The sequence below is a fragment of the Micromonospora cynarisoli genome (assembly GCF_030518815.1).
In the GTDB taxonomy this organism is placed as follows: Bacteria; Actinomycetota; Actinomycetes; order Mycobacteriales; family Micromonosporaceae; genus Micromonospora; species Micromonospora wenchangensis.
In genome coordinates, this window is the sequence record NZ_CP130426.1 from 3,189,295 (window position 1) to 3,208,887 (window position 19,593).

Annotated in this window: 11 protein-coding genes and 3 rRNA genes; 4 read left to right on the forward strand and 10 right to left on the reverse strand. The window is 67.8% G+C overall.

Annotated elements, in window-relative coordinates; translation table 11 throughout:
• The first annotated feature begins 135 nt into the window (after window positions 1-135).
• Entirely contained in the window at window positions 136-2,580 is a 2,445-nt protein-coding gene (locus Q2K16_RS13250; protein WP_302745720.1) for a glycogen debranching N-terminal domain-containing protein, read from the forward strand.
• Window positions 2,581-2,611: 31 nt separating this feature from the next.
• Here the strand turns inward: Q2K16_RS13250 and ndk are convergent, their stop codons facing one another.
• Complete coding sequence (gene ndk / locus Q2K16_RS13255) at window positions 2,612-3,037, reverse strand: nucleoside-diphosphate kinase (RefSeq protein ID WP_302745721.1); 426 nt, start codon at window positions 3,035-3,037, stop codon at window positions 2,612-2,614.
• Window positions 3,038-3,178: 141 nt separating this feature from the next.
• Here ndk and Q2K16_RS13260 point away from each other — a divergent pair, with 141 nt between their 5' ends.
• On the forward strand, window positions 3,179-4,600 hold the full coding sequence (locus Q2K16_RS13260; RefSeq protein ID WP_302745722.1) for a VOC family protein: 1,422 nt from the start codon (window positions 3,179-3,181) through the stop codon (window positions 4,598-4,600).
• Between the two features lie 6 nt (window positions 4,601-4,606).
• On the opposite strand, the gene Q2K16_RS13265 is transcribed toward Q2K16_RS13260, so the two are convergent.
• The 3 genes from Q2K16_RS13265 to Q2K16_RS13275 form a co-directional block, all read right to left on the reverse strand.
• On the reverse strand, window positions 4,607-5,167 hold the full coding sequence (locus tag Q2K16_RS13265) for a DUF4233 domain-containing protein (RefSeq protein ID WP_302745723.1): 561 nt from the start codon (window positions 5,165-5,167) through the stop codon (window positions 4,607-4,609).
• Window positions 5,164-6,435: a bifunctional folylpolyglutamate synthase/dihydrofolate synthase gene (locus Q2K16_RS13270; RefSeq protein ID WP_302746468.1), complete on the reverse strand. Its 1,272-nt coding sequence runs from the start codon at window positions 6,433-6,435 to the stop codon at window positions 5,164-5,166. Before Q2K16_RS13270 ends, Q2K16_RS13265 begins: the two co-directional genes overlap by 4 nt.
• Before the next feature lie 92 nt (window positions 6,436-6,527).
• Entirely contained in the window at window positions 6,528-9,146 is a 2,619-nt protein-coding gene (locus Q2K16_RS13275; protein WP_302745724.1) for a valine--tRNA ligase, read from the reverse strand.
• A 69-nt stretch (window positions 9,147-9,215) separates the two neighbouring features.
• Here Q2K16_RS13275 and Q2K16_RS13280 point away from each other — a divergent pair, with 69 nt between their 5' ends.
• Entirely contained in the window at window positions 9,216-9,899 is a 684-nt protein-coding gene (locus Q2K16_RS13280; RefSeq protein WP_302745725.1) for a hypothetical protein, read from the forward strand.
• A 278-nt stretch (window positions 9,900-10,177) separates the two neighbouring features.
• Here the strand turns inward: Q2K16_RS13280 and rrf are convergent.
• From rrf to Q2K16_RS13295, 3 genes are all read right to left on the reverse strand, one after another.
• A 5S ribosomal RNA gene (gene rrf, locus Q2K16_RS13285) occupies window positions 10,178-10,294 on the reverse strand.
• A 105-nt stretch (window positions 10,295-10,399) separates the two neighbouring features.
• Window positions 10,400-13,509, reverse strand: a 23S ribosomal RNA gene (locus Q2K16_RS13290).
• Window positions 13,510-13,897: 388 nt separating this feature from the next.
• Window positions 13,898-15,412, reverse strand: a 16S ribosomal RNA gene (locus Q2K16_RS13295).
• Together the 16S, 23S and 5S rRNA genes form the textbook arrangement of a ribosomal RNA operon.
• A 665-nt stretch (window positions 15,413-16,077) precedes the next feature.
• Here Q2K16_RS13295 and Q2K16_RS13300 point away from each other — a divergent pair.
• Window positions 16,078-16,302 carry a hypothetical protein gene (locus Q2K16_RS13300; RefSeq protein ID WP_302745726.1) on the forward strand — a complete coding sequence of 75 codons (225 nt, stop codon included), beginning with the start codon at window positions 16,078-16,080 and terminating at the stop codon, window positions 16,300-16,302.
• Between the two features lie 28 nt (window positions 16,303-16,330).
• Here the strand turns inward: Q2K16_RS13300 and Q2K16_RS13305 are convergent, their stop codons facing one another.
• From Q2K16_RS13305 to Q2K16_RS13315, 3 genes are all read right to left on the reverse strand, one after another.
• Window positions 16,331-17,128 (reverse strand): carbon-nitrogen hydrolase family protein, encoded by a 798-nt coding sequence (locus Q2K16_RS13305; protein WP_302745727.1) that lies wholly within the window; start codon window positions 17,126-17,128, stop codon window positions 16,331-16,333.
• Between the two features lie 291 nt (window positions 17,129-17,419).
• Window positions 17,420-18,715 carry an ATP-dependent Clp protease ATP-binding subunit ClpX gene (gene clpX, locus Q2K16_RS13310; RefSeq protein WP_088647107.1) on the reverse strand — a complete coding sequence of 432 codons (1,296 nt, stop codon included), beginning with the start codon at window positions 18,713-18,715 and terminating at the stop codon, window positions 17,420-17,422.
• A 213-nt stretch (window positions 18,716-18,928) separates the two neighbouring features.
• The gene (locus tag Q2K16_RS13315; RefSeq protein ID WP_030333536.1) at window positions 18,929-19,591 is read right to left on the reverse strand and encodes an ATP-dependent Clp protease proteolytic subunit; all 663 of its coding nucleotides are present in this window, start codon (window positions 19,589-19,591) and stop codon (window positions 18,929-18,931) included.
• Window positions 19,592-19,593 lie beyond the last annotated feature (2 nt).

Consider the following 19,593-nt stretch of genomic DNA (forward strand, 5'->3'; position numbering starts at 1 on the left):
TCCCCGACGTTTTCGCAGGTAGTGGCGTTCTTCCACTTAAGCGCGCCCCACCGGTTCCGGCACGGCGTATTGTTCCTTTTGGCACGCCTGGACCTTTTTCGGGTGGGCACAGCGCGGTGGGGACGGGAGCGGACCGTGGACAGGCGGATCGACGAGTTCTTCGCCGCCCTGGTCGCCGACTGCCGGGGCCGGTTGCCCGCCGCCCCCACCGGACTGCTCCGCTTCGACGTCGTCGCCGAGGACGGCGAGGCCGCCACCTGGTTCGTCCACCTCGCCGGCGCTCAGACCCAGGTCACCCGTACCGGTGAACACCCCGACTGCGTGGTGGAGGTCCGGCCGGAGGCGTTCGTCCGGCTGCTGGCCGGCCGGGACAACATGGTGTCGATGCTGCTGCGCGGCGACGTCTCGGTCGCCGGCGACCTGGCGCTGCTGTTCACCTTCCGACGGCTGCTGCCGGGCACCGCCGACAGCGTCGGCACCGAACCCGCCGCCGAACTGGTCCCCCACACCGCCCCCGGCGTCGTCGGGCTGCACGAGGTCACCAGCGTCTTCGCCGGCAACCTGTTCATGATCAGCGAGAAGAACGGGGACGTGCTGGCCACGCCGACCTCCCCGCTCGGGCTCTTCTCCTTCGACACCCGGTTCCTGTCCACCTGGCGGCTGACCATCAACACCGAATCCCTCTCGGTGCTCTCCGTCGACGACGTCGCCACCTACGAGGCGAAGTTCGGCCTGGTCCCCGGGGAACCCACCCACTACGTCAACGCCACCACCTCCGTGCTGCGGCACCGCTGGGTCGGTCCGGAGTACGAGGAAGAGATCACCCTGTTCAACTTCGCGCCGGAACCGGTGCGCTACGTCGTCCGGCTCGACGTCGGCGCGGACTTCGCCGAGGTGCTGGAGGTCCGCGACGGCTTCCGGCGGGCCCGGCCGGTGACCGCCACCATCGCCGACGACACGCTACGGCTGCACTACAAGCGGGCCAGCCTGCACCGGGAGACGGTGATCACCGCCAGCACACCTGCCGCGCTCGACGAGCACGGCCTGACCTGGACGTTCACCGTCCAACCCCACGGCACCTGGTCCACCCGGCTGCGGGTGCTGGCTCTCCTGCGCGATCTGCACCGTCGTGACCTGCGGGAACAGCTGACCAGTTCGGTGGGCCGCAGCCAGCACCAGCGGGGCCGGGACATCACCGCCCGCACCGCCGGGGTGCCCCGGCTGCGCGCCGACCACAAACCCCTCCAGCAGGCGTACGAGTACGGTGTCCGGGACCTGGCCGCCCTGCACTACCCCGGGCTGAACTTCGAGACCGCGCTGCCCGCCACCGGGCTGCCCTGGTCGATGGCGCTGCTCGGCCGGGAGAGCCTGATCAGCAGCTTCCAGGCGCTGCCCTTCATGCCCGAACGGGCGGTCAACACGCTGCGCATCCTGGCGCTGAGCCAGGGCGTCCGGCACGACCCGTTCCGCGGCGAACAACCCGGCAAGATCGTCCAGGAGAGCCGGTACGGCGACTCCGGCGCGTTCAACGACACCCCGGAGTCGGCCAACTTCAGCGCGGCCGACACGACCGCCGCCTTCGTCATCCTGCTCGACGAGTACGAACGCTGGACCGGCGACGCGGAACTGGTCCGCCGGTTCGAGTTCGAGACCCGGGCCGCCATCGGCTGGCTCGACCACGACGCGGACCGGGCCGGCAGCGGCTACGTCTGGTCCACCCAGCGCCCCACCCGCACCGGCCCGCAGAACGAGAGCTGGCGCAACTCCGCCGACGCGATCTGCTTCGACGACGGCCGCCCGCCCACCTATCCCCTGGCGATCTGCGAGATCCAGGGGTACGCCTTCGAGGCCCGCCGCCGGGCCGCCCGGCTGGCCCGCCGGTTCTGGAACGATCCCGCCTGGGCCGACCGGCTCGAACGCGACGCCGCCCGGCTGCGGGAGCGGTTCGACAGGGACTTCTGGCTGCCCGACCGGGGCTACTACGCGGTGGCGGTGCAGCTCGACGGCGTTCCGCTGGACTCCCTCACGTCCAACATGGGGCAGTTGCTGTGCACCGGCATCGTCGCCCCGCACCGCGCCGAGCAGATGGTGGCGCACCTGATGTCCCCGGCGCTGTACTCCGGCTGGGGCATCCGCACCCTGGCCAGCACGGCGGCCGACTACAACCCGCTGGGCCACCACACCGGCGCGGTCTGGCCCTGGGAGAACTCGCTGATCGCCTGGGGCCTGCGCCGGGCCGGGTTCCGGGCGCAGGCCGCCCGGGTCGCCACCGGGCTGCTCGACGCCGCCCGGCACTTCCAGGGCCGGCTGCCGGCGTACCTCACCGGCTACGACCGGGCCACCACCCACGTCCCCGTCCCGCACGGGTTCACCGACAGCCCGTACGCGCCGTCGGCCGGAGCACCCCTGATGCTGCTGCGGGCGCTGCTCGGACTCGAACCGTACGAGGACCATCTCGCCGTCGACGCCGCGGTCCCGGAGAACCTGGGCCAGATCGAGCTGCTCGACCTCAGGGGCCGCTGGGGGTACGCCGACGCGCTCGGCCGGGGCCGCCCGTTCCGTGACCGCCCCGTCCCCTAGCACGCCCCTCAGCCGCCGGGGTGGCCCGGGGTCAGCCCAGGGTGGGGAACCAGAGCGCGATCTCGCGCTTGGCGCTGTCGGTGGAGTCCGAGGCGTGCACCAGGTTCTCCCGGTTGGACAGCGACAGGTCGCCCCGGATCGTGCCGGCGGCCGCCTTACGCCCGTCGGTGCTGCCGATCATCGCCCGGACCACCTCGATCACCTGGTCGCCGGAGAGCACCAGCGACACCAGCGGCCCGCTGGTCATGAACGTCTTCAGCGGCGGGTAGAACGGCTTGTCCACGTGCTCGGCGTAGTGCTGGTCGGCGAACCCGCCGTCCAGCGTCCGGATCTCCAGCGCGTCGATCCGCAGGCCCTTGCGCTCGAAGCGGGAGATGATCTCGCCGACCAGGCCACGGCGCACCGCGTCGGGCTTGATCAGTACGAGGGTGCGCTCATCCGGGCTGCTGCTGGACACGCTGGGTTCCTCCTGTGCGCACAAGGCGGTTCGGCTGGGTACGGTCAGCCTAGCGACCCGGTCCCGGCACCGGCGCGGCGGCTGCTCTTTCCCTCGGTCGCCGCGCGGCCTAGCCTGGCTCTGACCCCTGGGAGGTCCACTGTGGCGAATGGCGGGAACCGCACCATCGCGCCGGTACGCAAGCTGGTCGCCGCGGTGCTCGGCACCGTGGCGGCCTTCGTCGTCCTGTTCGGGCTGGGCATGACCAGCTGGGCCATCGTCGCGCTGGGGGTGGCCCTGGTCGTGCTCGCCGTCGCCCTGGGCACCGTGCGCGGCGGCGGACGCACCTGGGTGGTCGGCGTCGGTCACGTGCACAGCGCCTCCGAACCCCCCACCCAGTACGCCTTCGGCCGGTGCGAACTCCAACTGGTGATCGACGCGCCGGGCCTGCCGCCCCGGTCCAAGAAGATCATCGAGCCCCGGGTGCCGGTGGCGAAGTGGCCGTCGCTGGGGCAGACCCTGCCGATCCGGGTGGCCCTGGACGACCAGCGGCACGTCCGCGTCCTGTGGGACGAGGTGCCGACCCACACCGAGGCCGCCGGAGGCGTGACCGACCTGCCCCCGGAGTACGCCGACGCCGAGCCCCTCGACGACCTGCTGATCCAGCAGGAGGCTCCGCCGTGGGCGGGCCGGACGGCCGACGACGACTTCCACGACGAGTTCCGGGACGACCTGCGCGACCCACCCCCCGCCGACCCGGTCCGGTCGGACCCGCTACGCCCGGAGCCGCCGCACCCGGACCCGGTCCGGGCGGAGCCGCTGCGCGACGACGTGGAGGTGCTGACCGACGAGCGGGAACCGGTGGTGGTGCACCAGCGGCCGGGCGGCCCGGTGGTGCTGGAGGGCACCCTGGTCGAGCAGCCGACGACCGGCCAACTCCCCCGCCGGGCCACCGCCCCCACGGCCGCCGGCACCGCGTCGACGGCCGGCACCGCGTCGACGGCCGCCACCGCTGCCACCGCTGCGCCCACGGCCCCGCCCGCCCTCCGGCCGCCCGCCGAGGAGCGGTTCGACGCACCGATCCTCGACCCGGTCGACGTCCCGCTGGACGCGCCCACCACCGGCGACGGCCGGCTCGACCCCGACCTGGACGAGGCGATCTTCGGGTACGACCCGGCCGCCGCAGCCGCCGGACCCGACGATGCGGCCGGCCCGATCAGTGGCGTCGGGCTGACCCTGCTGGTCACCGACCTGTCCCGCTCGCTGGACTTCTACCGGGACCTCGGCTTCGAGGAGTTCGACCGGGGCTCCGGCAACGCGGTGCTCGCCTCCGGGCAGACCCGGCTGGTACTGCGCGAGGTGACCGGGGCCGCCCCGATCAGCCGCCGGCTGGTCCACGTCAACCTGGAGGTCGACGACATCGAGGCGGCGTACCGGCGGCTCAAGGACACCGGCGTCCGGTTCACCTACGCGCCCCGGGTGGTCAACCGGGGCACCAGGCTGGAGGTGTGGGCCGCCGCCTTCCGGGACCCGGACGGGCACGGCATCGCGCTGACCCAGTGGCGGGAACGCGCCGAGGCGTGACCCGGCTCAGCCGAGGATGACCCGCCGCACGTGCAACGCGTACGCCCAGACCAGGGCGAAGATGACCCCGAGCCCGAACAGCGACCAGTGCAGTAGGCCGGCGAGCAGCAGCAACCCCTGCAACACGGTGCCCGCCGACCAGGCCCACGGGCGGCGCATCAGGCCGGCCAGCAGCACCGCCGCCACGGCCAGCGCCACGGTGGCCGCGATCGCCGCCCCGCCGAAGTGCCCACCGACCAGCCGGATCGGCTGGATCGCCAGCAGCAGCACCAGCGCCTCCAGGCCGAGCGTCCCGGCCCCGAGGCCCCGGACGGCCGCCTCGGGGTTACGCAGCCCGGAACGCCGCCCGGCCGCCCCGGCACCCTCAGCCGGGTCACCGCCCTCGGTCGGTCCGTCGTGCCCGGGCGTGCCGGTGGGGTCGGCCGGGCCGGCGTGGTCGGGCGGTGCGGTGCTTGCGCGCCGGCCGGTGCCCCCGGCCGGTCCGGCGTCGCGGCGCGCGGCGGTGGGGGGCGGCTCCGGGTGGTCGGCGGGACCGGCCGAGTCCGGGGCCGGGTTCGGGCCGGTCATCGCTTCAGCAGCCGTCGGGCGTCGGCCACCGTCACCACCGAGCCGGTGACCAGCACCCCCACCCCGGCCAACTCCCCGGGGACGTCGTACTCGGCCTCGGCGACGGCCGCCTCGATGGCGTCCGGCATCGCGGCGGCCACCTGCACCCGGTCCGGGCCGAAGACCTCCCGGGCCAGCGCGGCCAACTCGTCGGCGGGCATCGCCCGGGGCGAGCTGTTGCGGGTGACGACGAGCGAGTCGAGCACCGGTTCCAGCAGCTCCAGCAGCCCGGTGGCGTCCTTGTCGCCGAGCACGGCGAGCACCCCGACCAGTTTGCTGAACGCGAACTCCTCCTGGAGCGCGGTGACCGTGGCCGCCATCCCGTGCGGGTTGTGCGCCCCGTCCAGCAGCACCGTCGGGGCGTTGCGCACCTTCTCCAGCCGGCCCGGGGAGCTGGTCGCCGCGAAACCCTCCCGGACGGCCTCGACGTCGAGCTGCCGCTTCGCCCCGGCCCCGAGGAACGCCTCGACGGCGGCCAGCGCCACCGCCGCGTTCTGCGCCTGGTGCGCGCCGTGCAGCGGAAGGAACACCTCGTCGTACACCCCGCCGAGGCCCTGGAGGGTCAACACCTGCCCGCCGACGGCGACCGCCCGGCGCAGCACCCCGAACTCCGCACCCTCCCGGGCGACCGTGGCGCCGACCTCGGCGCACCGTTCCAGGATCGGCCGGGCCGCCTCCTCCTCCTGCGCGGCGGCGATCACCGTCGCGCCGGAGTGGATGATTCCGGCCTTGTGCAGGGCGATGTCCTCCAGGGTGTCGCCGAGCCACTCGGTGTGGTCCAGCCCGATCGGGGTGAGCACCGCCACCCCGGCCTGGAGCACGTTGGTCGAGTCCTCGGCGCCGCCCAGCCCCACCTCCACCACGGCCACGTCGACAGGCGCGTCGGCGAACGTGGCGAACGCCAGCGCGGTGGTCAGGTCGAAGTAGGTCAGCGGCTCGGCCGACCGCTGGTCGACCAGGTCGGCCAGCGGCTTGACCTCCCGGTACGTGGCCACGAAGCGTTCGGAGTCGACCGGTTCCCCGTCCAGGCTGATCCGTTCCCGGACGGTCTCCAGGTGCGGGCTGGTGTAACGGCCGGTGTGCAGGCCGAAGGCCCGCAGCAGCGAGTCGATCATCCGGGCCGTGGACGTCTTGCCGTTCGTCCCGGTCAGGTGGATCGACGGGTACGCCCGCTGCGGGCTCCCCAGCAGGTCGAGCAGCGACTCGATGCGGTCCAGCGAGAAGTGCATCCGGGTGAACCCGCGCGCCGCCAACTCCGCGTCGACGGCGGCGAACTCCCCCTGCCCGGTCCCGGACCGGCTAGCGTGGTCGGTACGGTCGGTCACGACGGAAGCGCCTCCAGAGCGGCGTCGATGCGGACCAGGTCGGCCTCGGCCACCGCCAACCGGTCGCGGATCTTGGCAACCACCGGCTCGGGCGCCTTCCCGAGGAACGCCGGGTTGTCGAGCTTCGCGCGGGCCTGCGCGACCTCCTTCTCGGCGGCCGCCCGGTCCTTGGTGAGCCGGGCCCGCTCGGCGGCCACGTCGATCGACCCCCGGGTGTCCAGCGCCACGCTGACCTCGCCGGGCATGGCGAGGGTGGCGCTGGCCTGGAAGTCGTCGGTCGGGGCGTCCAACCGGGCCAGCGACCGGATCAACGGCTCGTGCGCCGCGATCTGGACGCCGGCCAGCCCGTCGAGCCGGGCGGCCACCCGCTGGGTGGGCCGCAGCCCCTGGTCGGAGCGGAACCGCCGGATCTCGGTCACCACCCGCTGGACGGTGCCGACCTCGCGCTCCGCGGCGTCGTCCACCAGCGTACGGTCGGCGCTCGGCCACGCCGCCGTCATCACCGTCTCGCCCCCGGTCAGCGCCGTCCACAACTCCTCGGTGACGAACGGGATCACCGGGTGCAGCAGCCGCAGCAACTGGTCCAGCACGTGCCCGAGCACCCGGCGGGTGGCGTCGGCGGCCGGCCCGCCGGCGGCGAGCACCGGCTTGCCCAGCTCCACGTACCAGTCGCAGACGTCGTCCCAGGCGAAGTGGTAGAGCAGGTCGCACACCTTCGCGAACTCGTACGCCTCGAACTGCTCGTCCACCTCGGCGGTGACGTGCGCCAGCCGGGACAGGATCCACCTGTCGACGGTCGAGAGCTGGTCGGCCGCCGGCAGCGGACCCTCGGTGTGCGCGCCGTTGAGCAGCGCGAACCGGGTGGCGTTCCACAGCTTGTTGCAGAAGTTGCGGGAGCCCTGGCACCACTCCTCGCTGACCGGCACGTCCCCGCCGGGGTTCGCACCCCGGGCCAGGGTGAACCGGGTCGCGTCGGCCCCGTACCGGTCGACCCAGTCCAACGGGTCGACCACGTTGCCGAACGACTTCGACATCTTCTTGCCGTACTGGTCGCGCACCATGCCGTGCAGGGCGACAGTGTCGAACGGCTGCCTGCCGTCCATCGCGTACAGGCCGAACATCATCATCCGGGCGACCCAGAAGAAGAGGATGTCGTAACCGGTGACCAGCACGCTCGTCGGGTAGAACTTGGCCAGGTCCGGGGTCTGCTCCGGCCAGCCGAGGGTGGAGAACGGCCACAGGCCGCTGGAGAACCAGGTGTCCAGCACGTCCTCGTCCTGGACCCAGCCCTCGCCGGTGGGGGGCGTCTCGTCCGGGCCGACGCAGACGATCTCGCCCGCCGGACCGTACCAGACCGGGATGCGGTGGCCCCACCACAGCTGCCGGGAGATGCACCAGTCGTGCATGTTGTCGACCCAGGCGAAGTAGCGCTTGGCCAGCTCGGCCGGCTCGATCCTCACCCGGCCGTCGCGCACCGCGTCGCCTGCCGCCTTCGCCAGCGGGGCGGTGTTGACGAACCACTGCAACGACAGCCGGGGCTCGACCGTGGTACGACACCGCGAGCAGTGCCCCACCGCGTGCACGTACGGCCGCTTCTCGGCCACGACCCGGCCCTGCTCGCGCAGCGCCGCCACGATCGCCGGACGGGCCTCGTACCGGTCCAGGCCCTGGAACGGGCCGGGCGCGGTGATGACGCCCCGCTCGTCCATGATCGTCAGGGCGGGCAGGTCGTGTCGCTGGCCGATCTCGAAGTCGTTGGGGTCGTGCGCCGGAGTGACCTTGACCATGCCGGTGCCGAACGCCGGGTCGACGTGCTCGTCGGCGACGATCGGGATCCGCCGGCCGGTCAACGGCACCTCGACCTCGGTGCCGACCAGGTGCCGGTAACGCTCGTCGTCGGGGTGCACGGCCACGGCGGTGTCCCCGAGCATGGTCTCGGCCCGGGTGGTGGCGACCACCACGTCGTCGCTGTACCGGATCGAGACCAGCTCACCCTCGTCGTCGGTGTGCTCCACCTCGATGTCCGACAGGGCGGTCAGGCAGCGCGGGCACCAGTTGATGATCCGGTTGGCCCGGTAGATCAGGCCCTCGTCGTAGAGCTTCTTGAACATGGTCTGCACGGCCCGGGACAGGCCCTCGTCCATGGTGAAGCGTTCCCGGTCCCAGTCGACCGAGTCGCCGAGCCGGCGCATCTGGCCGAGGATCGCCCCACCGGACTCGGCCTTCCACTGCCAGACCCGCTCGACGAACTTGTCCCGACCGAGGTCGTGCCGGGACAGCCCCTCACCCGCGAGCTGCCGCTCCACCACGTTCTGGGTGGCGATGCCGGCGTGGTCCATGCCGGGCAGCCAGAGCGCCTCGTACCCCTGCATCCGCTTGCGGCGCACCAGCGAGTCCTGGACGGTGTGGTCCAGGGCGTGGCCCATGTGCAGCACACCGGTGACGTTCGGCGGGGGGATCACGATGGTGAACGGGGGCTTGTCACTCTGCGCCGACGCCCGGAAGTGGCCGGCGGCTACCCACTGCTCGTACCGTCGCTGCTCTACCTCGCCGGGCTGGTACTGGCCGGCAAGGGTCGGGGCGTCGGGGCGTCGGGCATCCAGTCTCTCGGTCACCCGGAAAGTCTACGGAGCGCTTCGACGGACCCGACGTGCGCCACCTGTCATTCGCGTACGGTGGCCAACATGTCCGACGCACATCTCACCGAGCGTCAGCTCGTCGAGGGTCCCGAACCGGTCGAGCTGACCGACGAGCCGATCCGGTTGAGCACCCACGACCCGGAGCAGAACCCGCAGGGGCGGGGCCCGGTGTCCCGCCGTCGGCGGATCGCGCTGGCCGTCGCTCTCGTGGTCGGCCTCGTCGGCGTCGCCGCGCTCGGCACCGCAGGCTGGCGCATCGCGCAGGAGAACGACGTCAGGCTGGACGCGCCCGGCCACCTCGCCGGTCTCACCCGCGACGACTCCGACCGGGCCCGTAGCACCGCCGACTACCTGCGTAGCGGATTCGCCGCCGACATCGACCTGGACCGGAGCATCGGCACGGTCTACCGCGACCCGGCCGACGAGAAGCGGGTGGTGCTGTTCTTCGGTGGCACCACCCTGCTCTGGCAGCCGGAACGCGACCTGGACAGCCTGTTCCGGTTGATGGCCGACGAGACCGGCCGGGTGACCGACGTCCGTACGGTGCCCGCCGGCACGTACGGCGGTGTGATGAAGTGCGGCCGGACCAGCGGCGACGGCGGAGACTTCGCGATCTGCGGCTGGGCGGACCACGGCAGCGTGGCGATGGGCATGTTTGCCAACCGGTCCGTCGACGAGTCAGCCGACCTCTTCCGCCAGCTCCGCGAGGGCATCCAGACCCGGGACTGACCTCCGTCGGCCCCGGTGGCTGCGTTGACCGTGCCATGGAGATGGTGGTCGCGACGCCGCCGGTTGCCCCAACATCGGGGATCTGGGGGTGTCCCGTGCCGGGGTAGTCGCTTCTTCGGCTCACCAGCCTCAACCTCCGGGGCTCTCGGCCGGGGGGTGAGGAGTCCCCGAGGGTTGGGGTGCTCTCGCCGGTGGCCGTGCTATTTCCCGGGGGAGGATGGTGTGGAATGCAGTTGAGGCCGGCCCCTGTTCGGGGCCGGCCTCAATCTGAAAGGGTTGTCCGGCGGTGTCCTACTCTCCCACACCCTCCCGAGTGCAGTACCATCGGCGCTGGAGGGCTTAGCTTCCGGGTTCGGAATGTAACCGGGCGTTTCCCCTCCGCCATGACCGCCGTAACACTATGAACATATCAAACAACACACACACCCACAGAAACCCTCTACCCGTGGGGGGTTGTTTGGTGTTTGTTCAGAGTTGCACAGTGGACGCGTAGCAGCCTTGTTATCAAGTCCTCGGCCTATTAGTACCGGTCAACTGAACCCGTTACCGAGCTTACATTTCCGGCCTATCAACCCAGTCGTCTAGCTGGGGGCCTTACCCCCACAATGTGGGGTGGGATACCTCATCTCGAAGCAGGCTTCCCGCTTAGATGCTTTCAGCGGTTATCCCTTCCGAACGTAGCTAACCAGCCGTGCCCCTGGCGGGACAACTGGCACACCAGAGGTTCGTCCGTCCCGGTCCTCTCGTACTAGGGACAGCCCTTCTCAAGTATCCTACGCGCACGGCGGATAGGGACCGAACTGTCTCACGACGTTCTAAACCCAGCTCGCGTACCGCTTTAATGGGCGAACAGCCCAACCCTTGGGACCTGCTACAGCCCCAGGATGCGACGAGCCGACATCGAGGTGCCAAACCATCCCGTCGATATGGACTCTTGGGGAAGATCAGCCTGTTATCCCCGGGGTACCTTTTATCCGTTGAGCGACACCGCTTCCACACGCAAGTGCCGGATCACTAGTCCCGACTTTCGTCCCTGCTCGACCTGTCAGTCTCACAGTCAAGCCCCCTTGTGCACTTGCACTCAACACCTGATTGCCAACCAGGCTGAGGGAACCTTTGGGCGCCTCCGTTACCCTTTAGGAGGCAACCGCCCCAGTTAAACTACCCACCAGACACTGTCCCTGAACCGGATAACGGCCCGAAGTTAGATACCCAAATCAACCAGAGTGGTATTTCAAGATTGCCTCCACCCATACTGGCGTACAGGCTTCACCGGCTCCCACCTATCCTACACAAGCCCATTCAGATACCAATGTCAAGCTATAGTAAAGGTCCCGGGGTCTTTCCGTCCTGCCGCGCGTAACGAGCATCTTTACTCGTACTGCAATTTCGCCGGGCCTGTGGTTGAGACAGTGGGGAAGTCGTTACGCCATTCGTGCAGGTCGGAACTTACCCGACAAGGAATTTCGCTACCTTAGGATGGTTATAGTTACCACCGCCGTTTACTGGCGCTTAAGTTCTCCGCTTCGCCCCAAAGAGCTAACAGGTCCCCTTAACGTTCCAGCACCGGGCAGGCGTCAGTCCATATACATCGAATTACTTCTTCGCATGGACCTGTGTTTTTAGTAAACAGTCGCTTCCCCCTGCTCTCTGCGGCCATACAACGCTCCACCCGCACGGGGCTTCACGTCTCCGGCCCCCCTTCTCCCTAAGTTACGGGGGCAATTTGCCGAGTTCCTTAACCACAGTTCGCCCGATCGCCTCGGTATTCTCTACCTGACCACCTGTGTCGGTTTGGGGTACGGGCCGCTCGAAACTCGCTAGAGGCTTTTCTCGGCAGCATAGGATCACTGACTTCACCTGAATCGGCTCGGCATCACGTCTCAGCCTCATGTACCGCGGATTTGCCTACGGCACGGCCTACACGCTTACCCCGGCACAACCACCGGCCGGGCTCAGCTACCTTCCTGCGTCACCCCATCGCTTGACTACTACCCGCCAGGTTCCCACGCTCCCCACCGCAGACCCGAAAGTCCTTGGCAGCTCGGGTGGTTAGCACAACGAGGTTCATCAGGGACGCTCCTTCGCGGGTACGGGAATATCAACCCGTTGTCCATCGACTACGCCTCTCGGCCTCGCCTTAGGTCCCGACTCACCCAGGGCGGATTAGCCTGGCCCTGGAACCCTTGGTCATCCGGCGGAAGGGTTTCTCACCCTTCTTTCGCTACTCATGCCTGCATTCTCACTCGTGCCGCGTCCACAACTAGGTCACCCCGCTGCTTCACCCCCGGCACGACGCTCCCCTACCCATCCACACACCTGCACGCACCATCAAGGGCACGCGAAGTTAAAATGTGAATGCCACAGCTTCGGCGGTGTGCTTGAGCCCCGCTACATTGTCGGCGCGGAACCACTTGACCAGTGAGCTATTACGCACTCTTTAAAGGATGGCTGCTTCTAAGCCAACCTCCTGGTTGTCTATGCGACCCCACATCCTTTTCCACTTAGCACACGCTTAGGGGCCTTAGCTGGTGATCTGGGCTGTTTCCCTCTCGACTACGAAGCTTATCCCCCGCAGTCTCACTGCCGCGCTCTCACTTACCGGCATTCGGAGTTTGGCTGATTTCGGTAAGCTTGTAGGCCCCCTAGACCATCCAGTGCTCTACCTCCGGCAAGAAACACACGACGCTGCACCTAAATGCATTTCGGGGAGAACCAGCTATCACGGAGTTTGATTGGCCTTTCACCCCTAACCACAGATCATCCCCCAACTTTTCAACGTTGGTGGGTTCGGCCCTCCACGCGGTCTTACCCACGCTTCAGCCTGCCCATGGCTAGATCACTCCGCTTCGGGTCTAGAACATGCGACTCAAACGCCCTCTTCAGACTCGCTTTCGCTACGGCTCCCCCACACGGGTTAACCTCGCCACATGCCACTAACTCGCAGGCTCATTCTTCAAAAGGCACGCCGTCACCCCGCAAGGCTCCGACGGATTGTAGGCGAACGGTTTCAGGTACTATTTCACTCCCCTCCCGGGGTACTTTTCACCATTCCCTCACGGTACTCGTCCGCTATCGGTCACCAGGAAGTATTTAGGCTTACCAGGTGGTCCTGGCAGATTCACGGCAGATTACAGGAGTCCGCCGCTACTCGGGAACACCCACAGAAGATCAGCAACTTTCACCTACCGGACTCTCACCGACTACGGTTGGCTTTTCCACACCATTCGGCTAGCCACTGACTTTATAACTCCTCGAACAAGTGTCAGCCTGTTCAGCAGGGTCCCACAACCCCGACCACGCAACCCCTGACAGGTATCACACGCAACCGGTTTAGCCTCAATCCGCTTTCGCTCGCCACTACTCACGGAATCACTAAATTGTTTTCTCTTCCTACGGGTACTGAGATGTTTCACTTCCCCGCGTTCCCCCCACACACCCTATGTGTTCAGGTGCAGGTGACACCACATGACTGGTGCCAGGTTTCCCCATTCGGACACCCTGGGATCACAGCTCGGTTGACAGCTCCCCCAGGCCTATCGCGGCCTCCCACGTCCTTCATCGGCTCCTGGTGCCAAGGCATCCACCGTCCGCCCTTGACAACTTGACCACAAAGATGCTCGCGTCCACTGTGCAATTCTCAACAAACAACCAACCCACAACCCCAAAGCCCCACACCAGCAACCCCACCCCACCCACAGGCAGAACAGAATCCGGTATGCGAGACCAGGCCATGCCTGGCAGACCACCGAAGCCAACGCTCCAGAACAGTCCTCCGAAAAAACAACCCACCGGTTGTTCCTTCAGGACCCAACAGGGTGCCCACATCCCTCCACCAGCCGCACCAGAACCCCGCTCCCACCACCAAAGTGGCTGTACTAGGCGTCCCAGCCGTTGCCAGGGAAAAACTTGCCAGTGTCTCCGCCATCCGAGCACCCCGACCCGACATCCGCAGGCCGCGGGCTCCATACCGGCTTTCACCGGATGGTGCTCCTTAGAAAGGAGGTGATCCAGCCGCACCTTCCGGTACGGCTACCTTGTTACGACTTCGTCCCAATCGCCAGCCCCACCTTCGACGGCTCCCTCCACAAGGGTTGGGCCACCGGCTTCGGGTGTTGCCGACTTTCGTGACGTGACGGGCGGTGTGTACAAGGCCCGGGAACGTATTCACCGCAGCGTTGCTGATCTGCGATTACTAGCGACTCCGACTTCACGGGGTCGAGTTGCAGACCCCGATCCGAACTGAGACCGGCTTTTTGGGATTCGCTCCACCTCACGGCATCGCAACCCATTGTACCGGCCATTGTAGCATGCGTGAAGCCCTGGACATAAGGGGCATGATGACTTGACGTCATCCCCACCTTCCTCCGAGTTGACCCCGGCAGTCTTCGATGAGTCCCCGCCATAACGCGCTGGCAACATCGAACGAGGGTTGCGCTCGTTGCGGGACTTAACCCAACATCTCACGACACGAGCTGACGACAGCCATGCACCACCTGTGACCGCCCCCGAAGGACCTCCCATCTCTGGAAGTTTTGCGGCCATGTCAAACCCAGGTAAGGTTCTTCGCGTTGCATCGAATTAATCCGCATGCTCCGCCGCTTGTGCGGGCCCCCGTCAATTCCTTTGAGTTTTAGCCTTGCGGCCGTACTCCCCAGGCGGGGCGCTTAATGCGTTAGCTGCGGCACAGAGAACCGGAGAGGCCCCCCACACCTAGCGCCCAACGTTTACAGCGTGGACTACCAGGGTATCTAATCCTGTTCGCTCCCCACGCTTTCGCTCCTCAGCGTCAGTATCGGCCCAGAGACCCGCCTTCGCCACCGGTGTTCCTCCTGATATCTGCGCATTTCACCGCTACACCAGGAATTCCAGTCTCCCCTACCGAACTCTAGCCTGCCCGTATCGACCGCAGGCTTGGAGTTGAGCCCCAAGTTTTCACGGTCGACGCGACAAGCCGCCTACGAGCTCTTTACGCCCAATAAATCCGGACAACGCTCGCGCCCTACGTCTTACCGCGGCTGCTGGCACGTAGTTGGCCGGCGCTTCTTCTGCAGGTACCGTCACTCACGCTTCGTCCCTGCTGAAAGAGGTTTACAACCCGAAGGCCGTCATCCCTCACGCGGCGTCGCTGCATCAGGCTTCCGCCCATTGTGCAATATTCCCCACTGCTGCCTCCCGTAGGAGTCTGGGCCGTGTCTCAGTCCCAGTGTGGCCGGTCGCCCTCTCAGGCCGGCTACCCGTCGTCGCCTTGGTAGGCCATCACCCCACCAACAAGCTGATAGGCCGCGAGCCCATCCCAGGCCGAAAAACTTTCCACCCCACCCCATGCGAGGCAAGGTCATATCCGGTATTAGCCCCCGTTTCCGAGGGTTATCCCAAAGCCTAGGGCAGGTTACTCACGTGTTACTCACCCGTTCGCCGCTCGAGTACCCCAAAGGGCCTTTCCGCTCGACTTGCATGTGTTAAGCACGCCGCCAGCGTTCGTCCTGAGCCAGGATCAAACTCTCCAACAAAAACCTGTCGAACAGCAATCCCGACAACAAATGTTGCCAAAGGAATCCCAACCGAACAGACCAATACTCACAAGCCTGCCCAGCACGGGGCATAAAACAATTGGCACTGGCTTTACAAGCACCCTGTTGAGTTCTCAAAGAACAACCACACACCAACCAGACCACCACAACAGCGGCAACCCGACCGGGGTAACTTCCCTAAGTTACTGGGGCCGAATTTCGCTGTCAAATTCGCTGTCGCGATCTGTCAGCCCGGTTCGGCCAATCCACGCTGCAACGTGCACCGTTTCCGGCGTTCGTTCCGATCGTGGGAATCGACAGACCGGCCGGCATCCGCTTTCACGGTGCCCGCCCGGCTCCCTGCCGGCTTCAGAACTCTACCCGGTCGGCTTCGCGTTCGCAACCCCGACTTCCGGGGAGTCTCGCACCGCCCGATCCTCAGCATCGCTCGGCGTCACCGCCACGATCCTGGTGCCCGTTCTCGGCCGGTTCGTCCGGCCTCCCGCGTGCAGAGAGAAAGTTACGCGGACACCCCACGGAAGGCAAATCAATGATCGTCACTACTTGTGTCGGCGGCCTTCACCTGCCGACGTCCGCCCCTTCCGGTGTCCTGCCCGGGTACCGGAACGACGCCGAGGTGGCCGAACCGTGCCAGAGTGGCTGCCATGGATGAGGCGTCCCGCTCCCCCACGGTCACCCTCGCCGACGACGCACTGCTGGGACTCCTGCTGCCCTTCTGGCAACTGGTGATCGCGGCGGTCGTGCTCGTCGTCGTCGTACTGTCGGTCGTCCGACTGGCCCGACGCGGACCCTCCAGGATGGGAACGGCCCTGGTGGTGACGGCGGCGGCGATCATCGCCCTGGCCGTGGTGGGGGTGCTGCTGAGCTGACCGACGCCCGGCCCGCCCCGCGGCGCCCTCAGAGGCGGCGGTTGGCCAGGCTGGGCAGCTCGGCCCGGATCGTCCGCAGCCGGTCCAGATCGAGGTCGACCACGGTGAGACCCGGTCCGTCCGATACCTGACCGAGCACCGTACCCCATGGGTCGATCACCATGCTGCGGCCGAAGCACGTCCGGCCCGGGTCGTGGTCACCGGTCTGTCCGGCGGCGGCCACGAAACACTGGTTCTCGATCGCCCGGGCCCGTAGCAGGACCTCCCAGTGGTCCCGGCCGGTGTGCATCATGAACGCCGCCGGCACGACGAGCAGGTGCGCTCCCCCGTCCGTGGCGAGCTGACGGTACAGCTCCGGGAAGCGCAGGTCGTAGCAGATGGTCAGCCCGACCCGCAGACCCTCCACGTCGACCACCACGGGTTCCGCTCCGGGGGAGACCGTGGCGGACTCGCGGTAGGACACCCGACCGGGGATCTCCACGTCGTACAGGTGGATCTTCCGGTAGCTGGCGGCGAGGGTGCCGGAACGGTCGAAGACCAGCGAGGTGTTCCAGGTGTGCGCCGGGTCCGGCCCGACCTCGTGGAAGGAGCCGGCGACCAGCCAGATCCCCAACCGGCGGGCCACCCCGGCGAAGAAGGTCCCCACCGTGCCGTCCACGCCCTCGGCCGGCGGCATCCCCTCCGCCGGGCCGAGATAGTCGACGTACTCCGGGAGGACCGCCAGGTCGGCACCGGCCGCCGCAGCCCGCACGAGCAGGGCCTCGGCGGCGGCCAGGTTGGCCGACCGGTCGTCGCGGGCGTTGAGCTGGCAGACGGCGACGCGCATGCCGCTCAGGGTACGGGCGGACGGCGGCCCCGGGACAGCCCGCGACCCGGCGAGGCCGGAACGTGGACACCGACCGGGGGGCGCCGCCCGGGACGGACGCTCGGACACCCCACGGTCGACCACAGGGGCCCGCGCGGACGGCCCGGAGCGCCACGGAGGGGCGACGGCGAGCCGAGCGTGCGGGATCGGGGTGGACTACCGGTCAGGCGGCGGTCAGGGGCGAAGTGCCCGTACGTGCGGAAGCACGGCCCGGGGCGGGGGCCGTGCTTCCGACTGTGGTCGGGGTGTCGGTCAGGCCGACTTCTCCTCGCGGTCGCGCCGGGCCCGGCGACCGGTGAACTCACGCGGCACGATGGTCGGGTTGACGTTCTCCAGCACGGCTTCGCGGGTGATCAGCACCCGGGCGGCGTCCGGGTTGCTCGGCACCTCGTACATGACGGAGAGGAGGACCTCTTCCATGATGGCGCGCAGACCACGGGCACCGGTGCCCCGGAGCATCGCCTGGTCGGCGATCGCCTCCAGCGCCGCCGGCTCGAACTCCAGCTCGACGCCGTCCAGCTCGAAGAGCCGCTGGTACTGCCGGACCAGGGCGTTGCGCGGCTCGGTGAGGATGCGTACCAGGGCGGAACGGTCCAGGCTGCGCACGTTGGTGATCACCGGAAGCCGGCCGATGAACTCGGGGATCAGCCCGAACTTGAGCATGTCCTCCGGCATCACCTGGCTGAAGATGTCGTCGGTGGAACGCTCGGAGACCGACCGGAGCCGGGCACCGAAGCCGGTGCCGCCGGAGCCGGTGCGGGCCTCGATGATCTGGTCGAGGCCGGCGAAGGCACCACCGCAGATGAAGAGCACGTTGGTGGTGTCGATCTGGATGAACTCCTGGTGGGGGTGTTTGCGCCCGCCCTGCGGCGGCACGTTCGACACCGTGCCCTCGAGCATCTTGAGCAGGGCCTGCTGCACCCCCTCGCCGGAGACGTCCCGGGTGATCGACGGGTTCTCCGACTTACGGGCGATCTTGTCGACCTCGTCGATGTAGATGATGCCCGTCTCGGCGCGCTTGATGTCGTAGTCGGCGGCCTGGATCAGCTTGAGGAGGATGTTCTCCACGTCCTCGCCGACGTAGCCCGCCTCGGTCAGCGCGGTGGCGTCCGCGATCGCGAAGGGCACGTTGAGCATCCGGGCCAGGGTCTGCGCGAGGTGCGTCTTGCCGCACCCGGTCGGGCCGAGCAGCAGGATGTTGGACTTGGCCAGCTCGACGGCGTCGCTGCCGGAACCGGGGGCGTTCGCGGCCTCGGCCTGGATGCGCTTGTAGTGGTTGTAGACCGCCACCGCGAGCGCCTTCTTGGCCTGGTCCTGGCCGACGACGTAGTTGTCGAGGAACTGGCAGATCTCCATCGGCTTGGGAAGCTCTTCCCACTTCACCTCGCCGGACTCGGCCAGCTCCTCCTCGATGATCTCGTTACAGAGGTCGATGCACTCGTCGCAGATGTAGACACCTGGACCCGCGATGAGTTTCTTGACCTGCTTCTGCGACTTGCCGCAGAACGAGCACTTCAGTAGGTCGCCGCCGTCACCGATCCGTGCCACCTACGTTCTCCCTGCACTCGTCGACCGGAGACCGGCCCTGAACCGCGGACGCCGGGGCGCCCGTCCGTGGTGAAATCCGTTCCGCCGGTCCGACCCGGCCACGCCGTACGGACCCGACGTTACCCGCTGGCGAGGGTTTCTCCGACCCCCAAAACGGGTGTGTCAGAGGCCGGCCGGGAACTGCTCACCCGACCGACCTCCGACCGGTGGCGCTCAGCGGGCCGCGTTGGCGGCCAGCAGGCCCTTCTTGCGGCTGGTCAGGATCGTGTCGACCAGCCCGTACTCCTTGGACTCCTCGGCCGTCATGATCTTGTCGCGGTCGATGTCCTTGCGAACCTGCTCGATCGGCCGGTTGCAGTGCCGGGAGAGCATGTCCTCCAGCTGGGTGCGCATCCGCAGGATCTCCCGGGCCTGGATCTCGATGTCCGAGCCCTGCCCGTAGCCACCCTCGGTGGCCGGCTGGTGGATGATGATCCGCGAGTTCGGCAGCGCCATCCGCTTGCCCGGGGTGCCCGCCGACAGCAGCACCGCCGCCGCGCTGGCCGCCTGGCCCAGGCAGACGGTGGAGATGTCCGGCCGGACGTACTGCATGGTGTCGTAGATCGCCGTCATGGCGGTGAACGAACCACCTGGCGAGTTGATGTACATGATGATGTCGCGGTCCGGGTCGGTGCCCTCAAGCGTCAGCAGCTGCGCCATCACGTCGTTGGCCGACGCGTCGTCCACCTGGACGCCGAGGAAGATGATCCGGTCCTCGAAGAGCTTGTTGTACGGGTTGGACTCCTTGACCCCGTACGAGGTGCGCTCGACGAACGACGGCAGGACGTAACGGTTGTGCACGGCCGCGAACTGGGGCGGCAGGCTCAGATCGGTCATCG

Bases quoted from the DNA above. Each gene is read 5' to 3' on its own strand.
- Q2K16_RS13265 (WP_302745723.1), bottom strand. From the start codon at position 5,167: ATGACCGGCCCGAACCCGGCCCCGGACTCGGCCGGTCCCGCCGACCAC.
- Q2K16_RS13270 (WP_302746468.1), bottom strand. From the start codon at position 6,435: ATGCACTTCTCGCTGGACCGCATCGAGTCGCTGCTCGACCTGCTGGGG.
- Q2K16_RS13280 (WP_302745725.1), top strand. From the start codon at position 9,216: ATGTCCGACGCACATCTCACCGAGCGTCAGCTCGTCGAGGGTCCCGAA.
- Q2K16_RS13300 (WP_302745726.1), top strand. From the start codon at position 16,078: ATGGATGAGGCGTCCCGCTCCCCCACGGTCACCCTCGCCGACGACGCA.
- Q2K16_RS13305 (WP_302745727.1), bottom strand. From the start codon at position 17,128: ATGCGCGTCGCCGTCTGCCAGCTCAACGCCCGCGACGACCGGTCGGCC.
- Q2K16_RS13315 (WP_030333536.1), bottom strand. From the start codon at position 19,591: ATGACCGATCTGAGCCTGCCGCCCCAGTTCGCGGCCGTGCACAACCGT.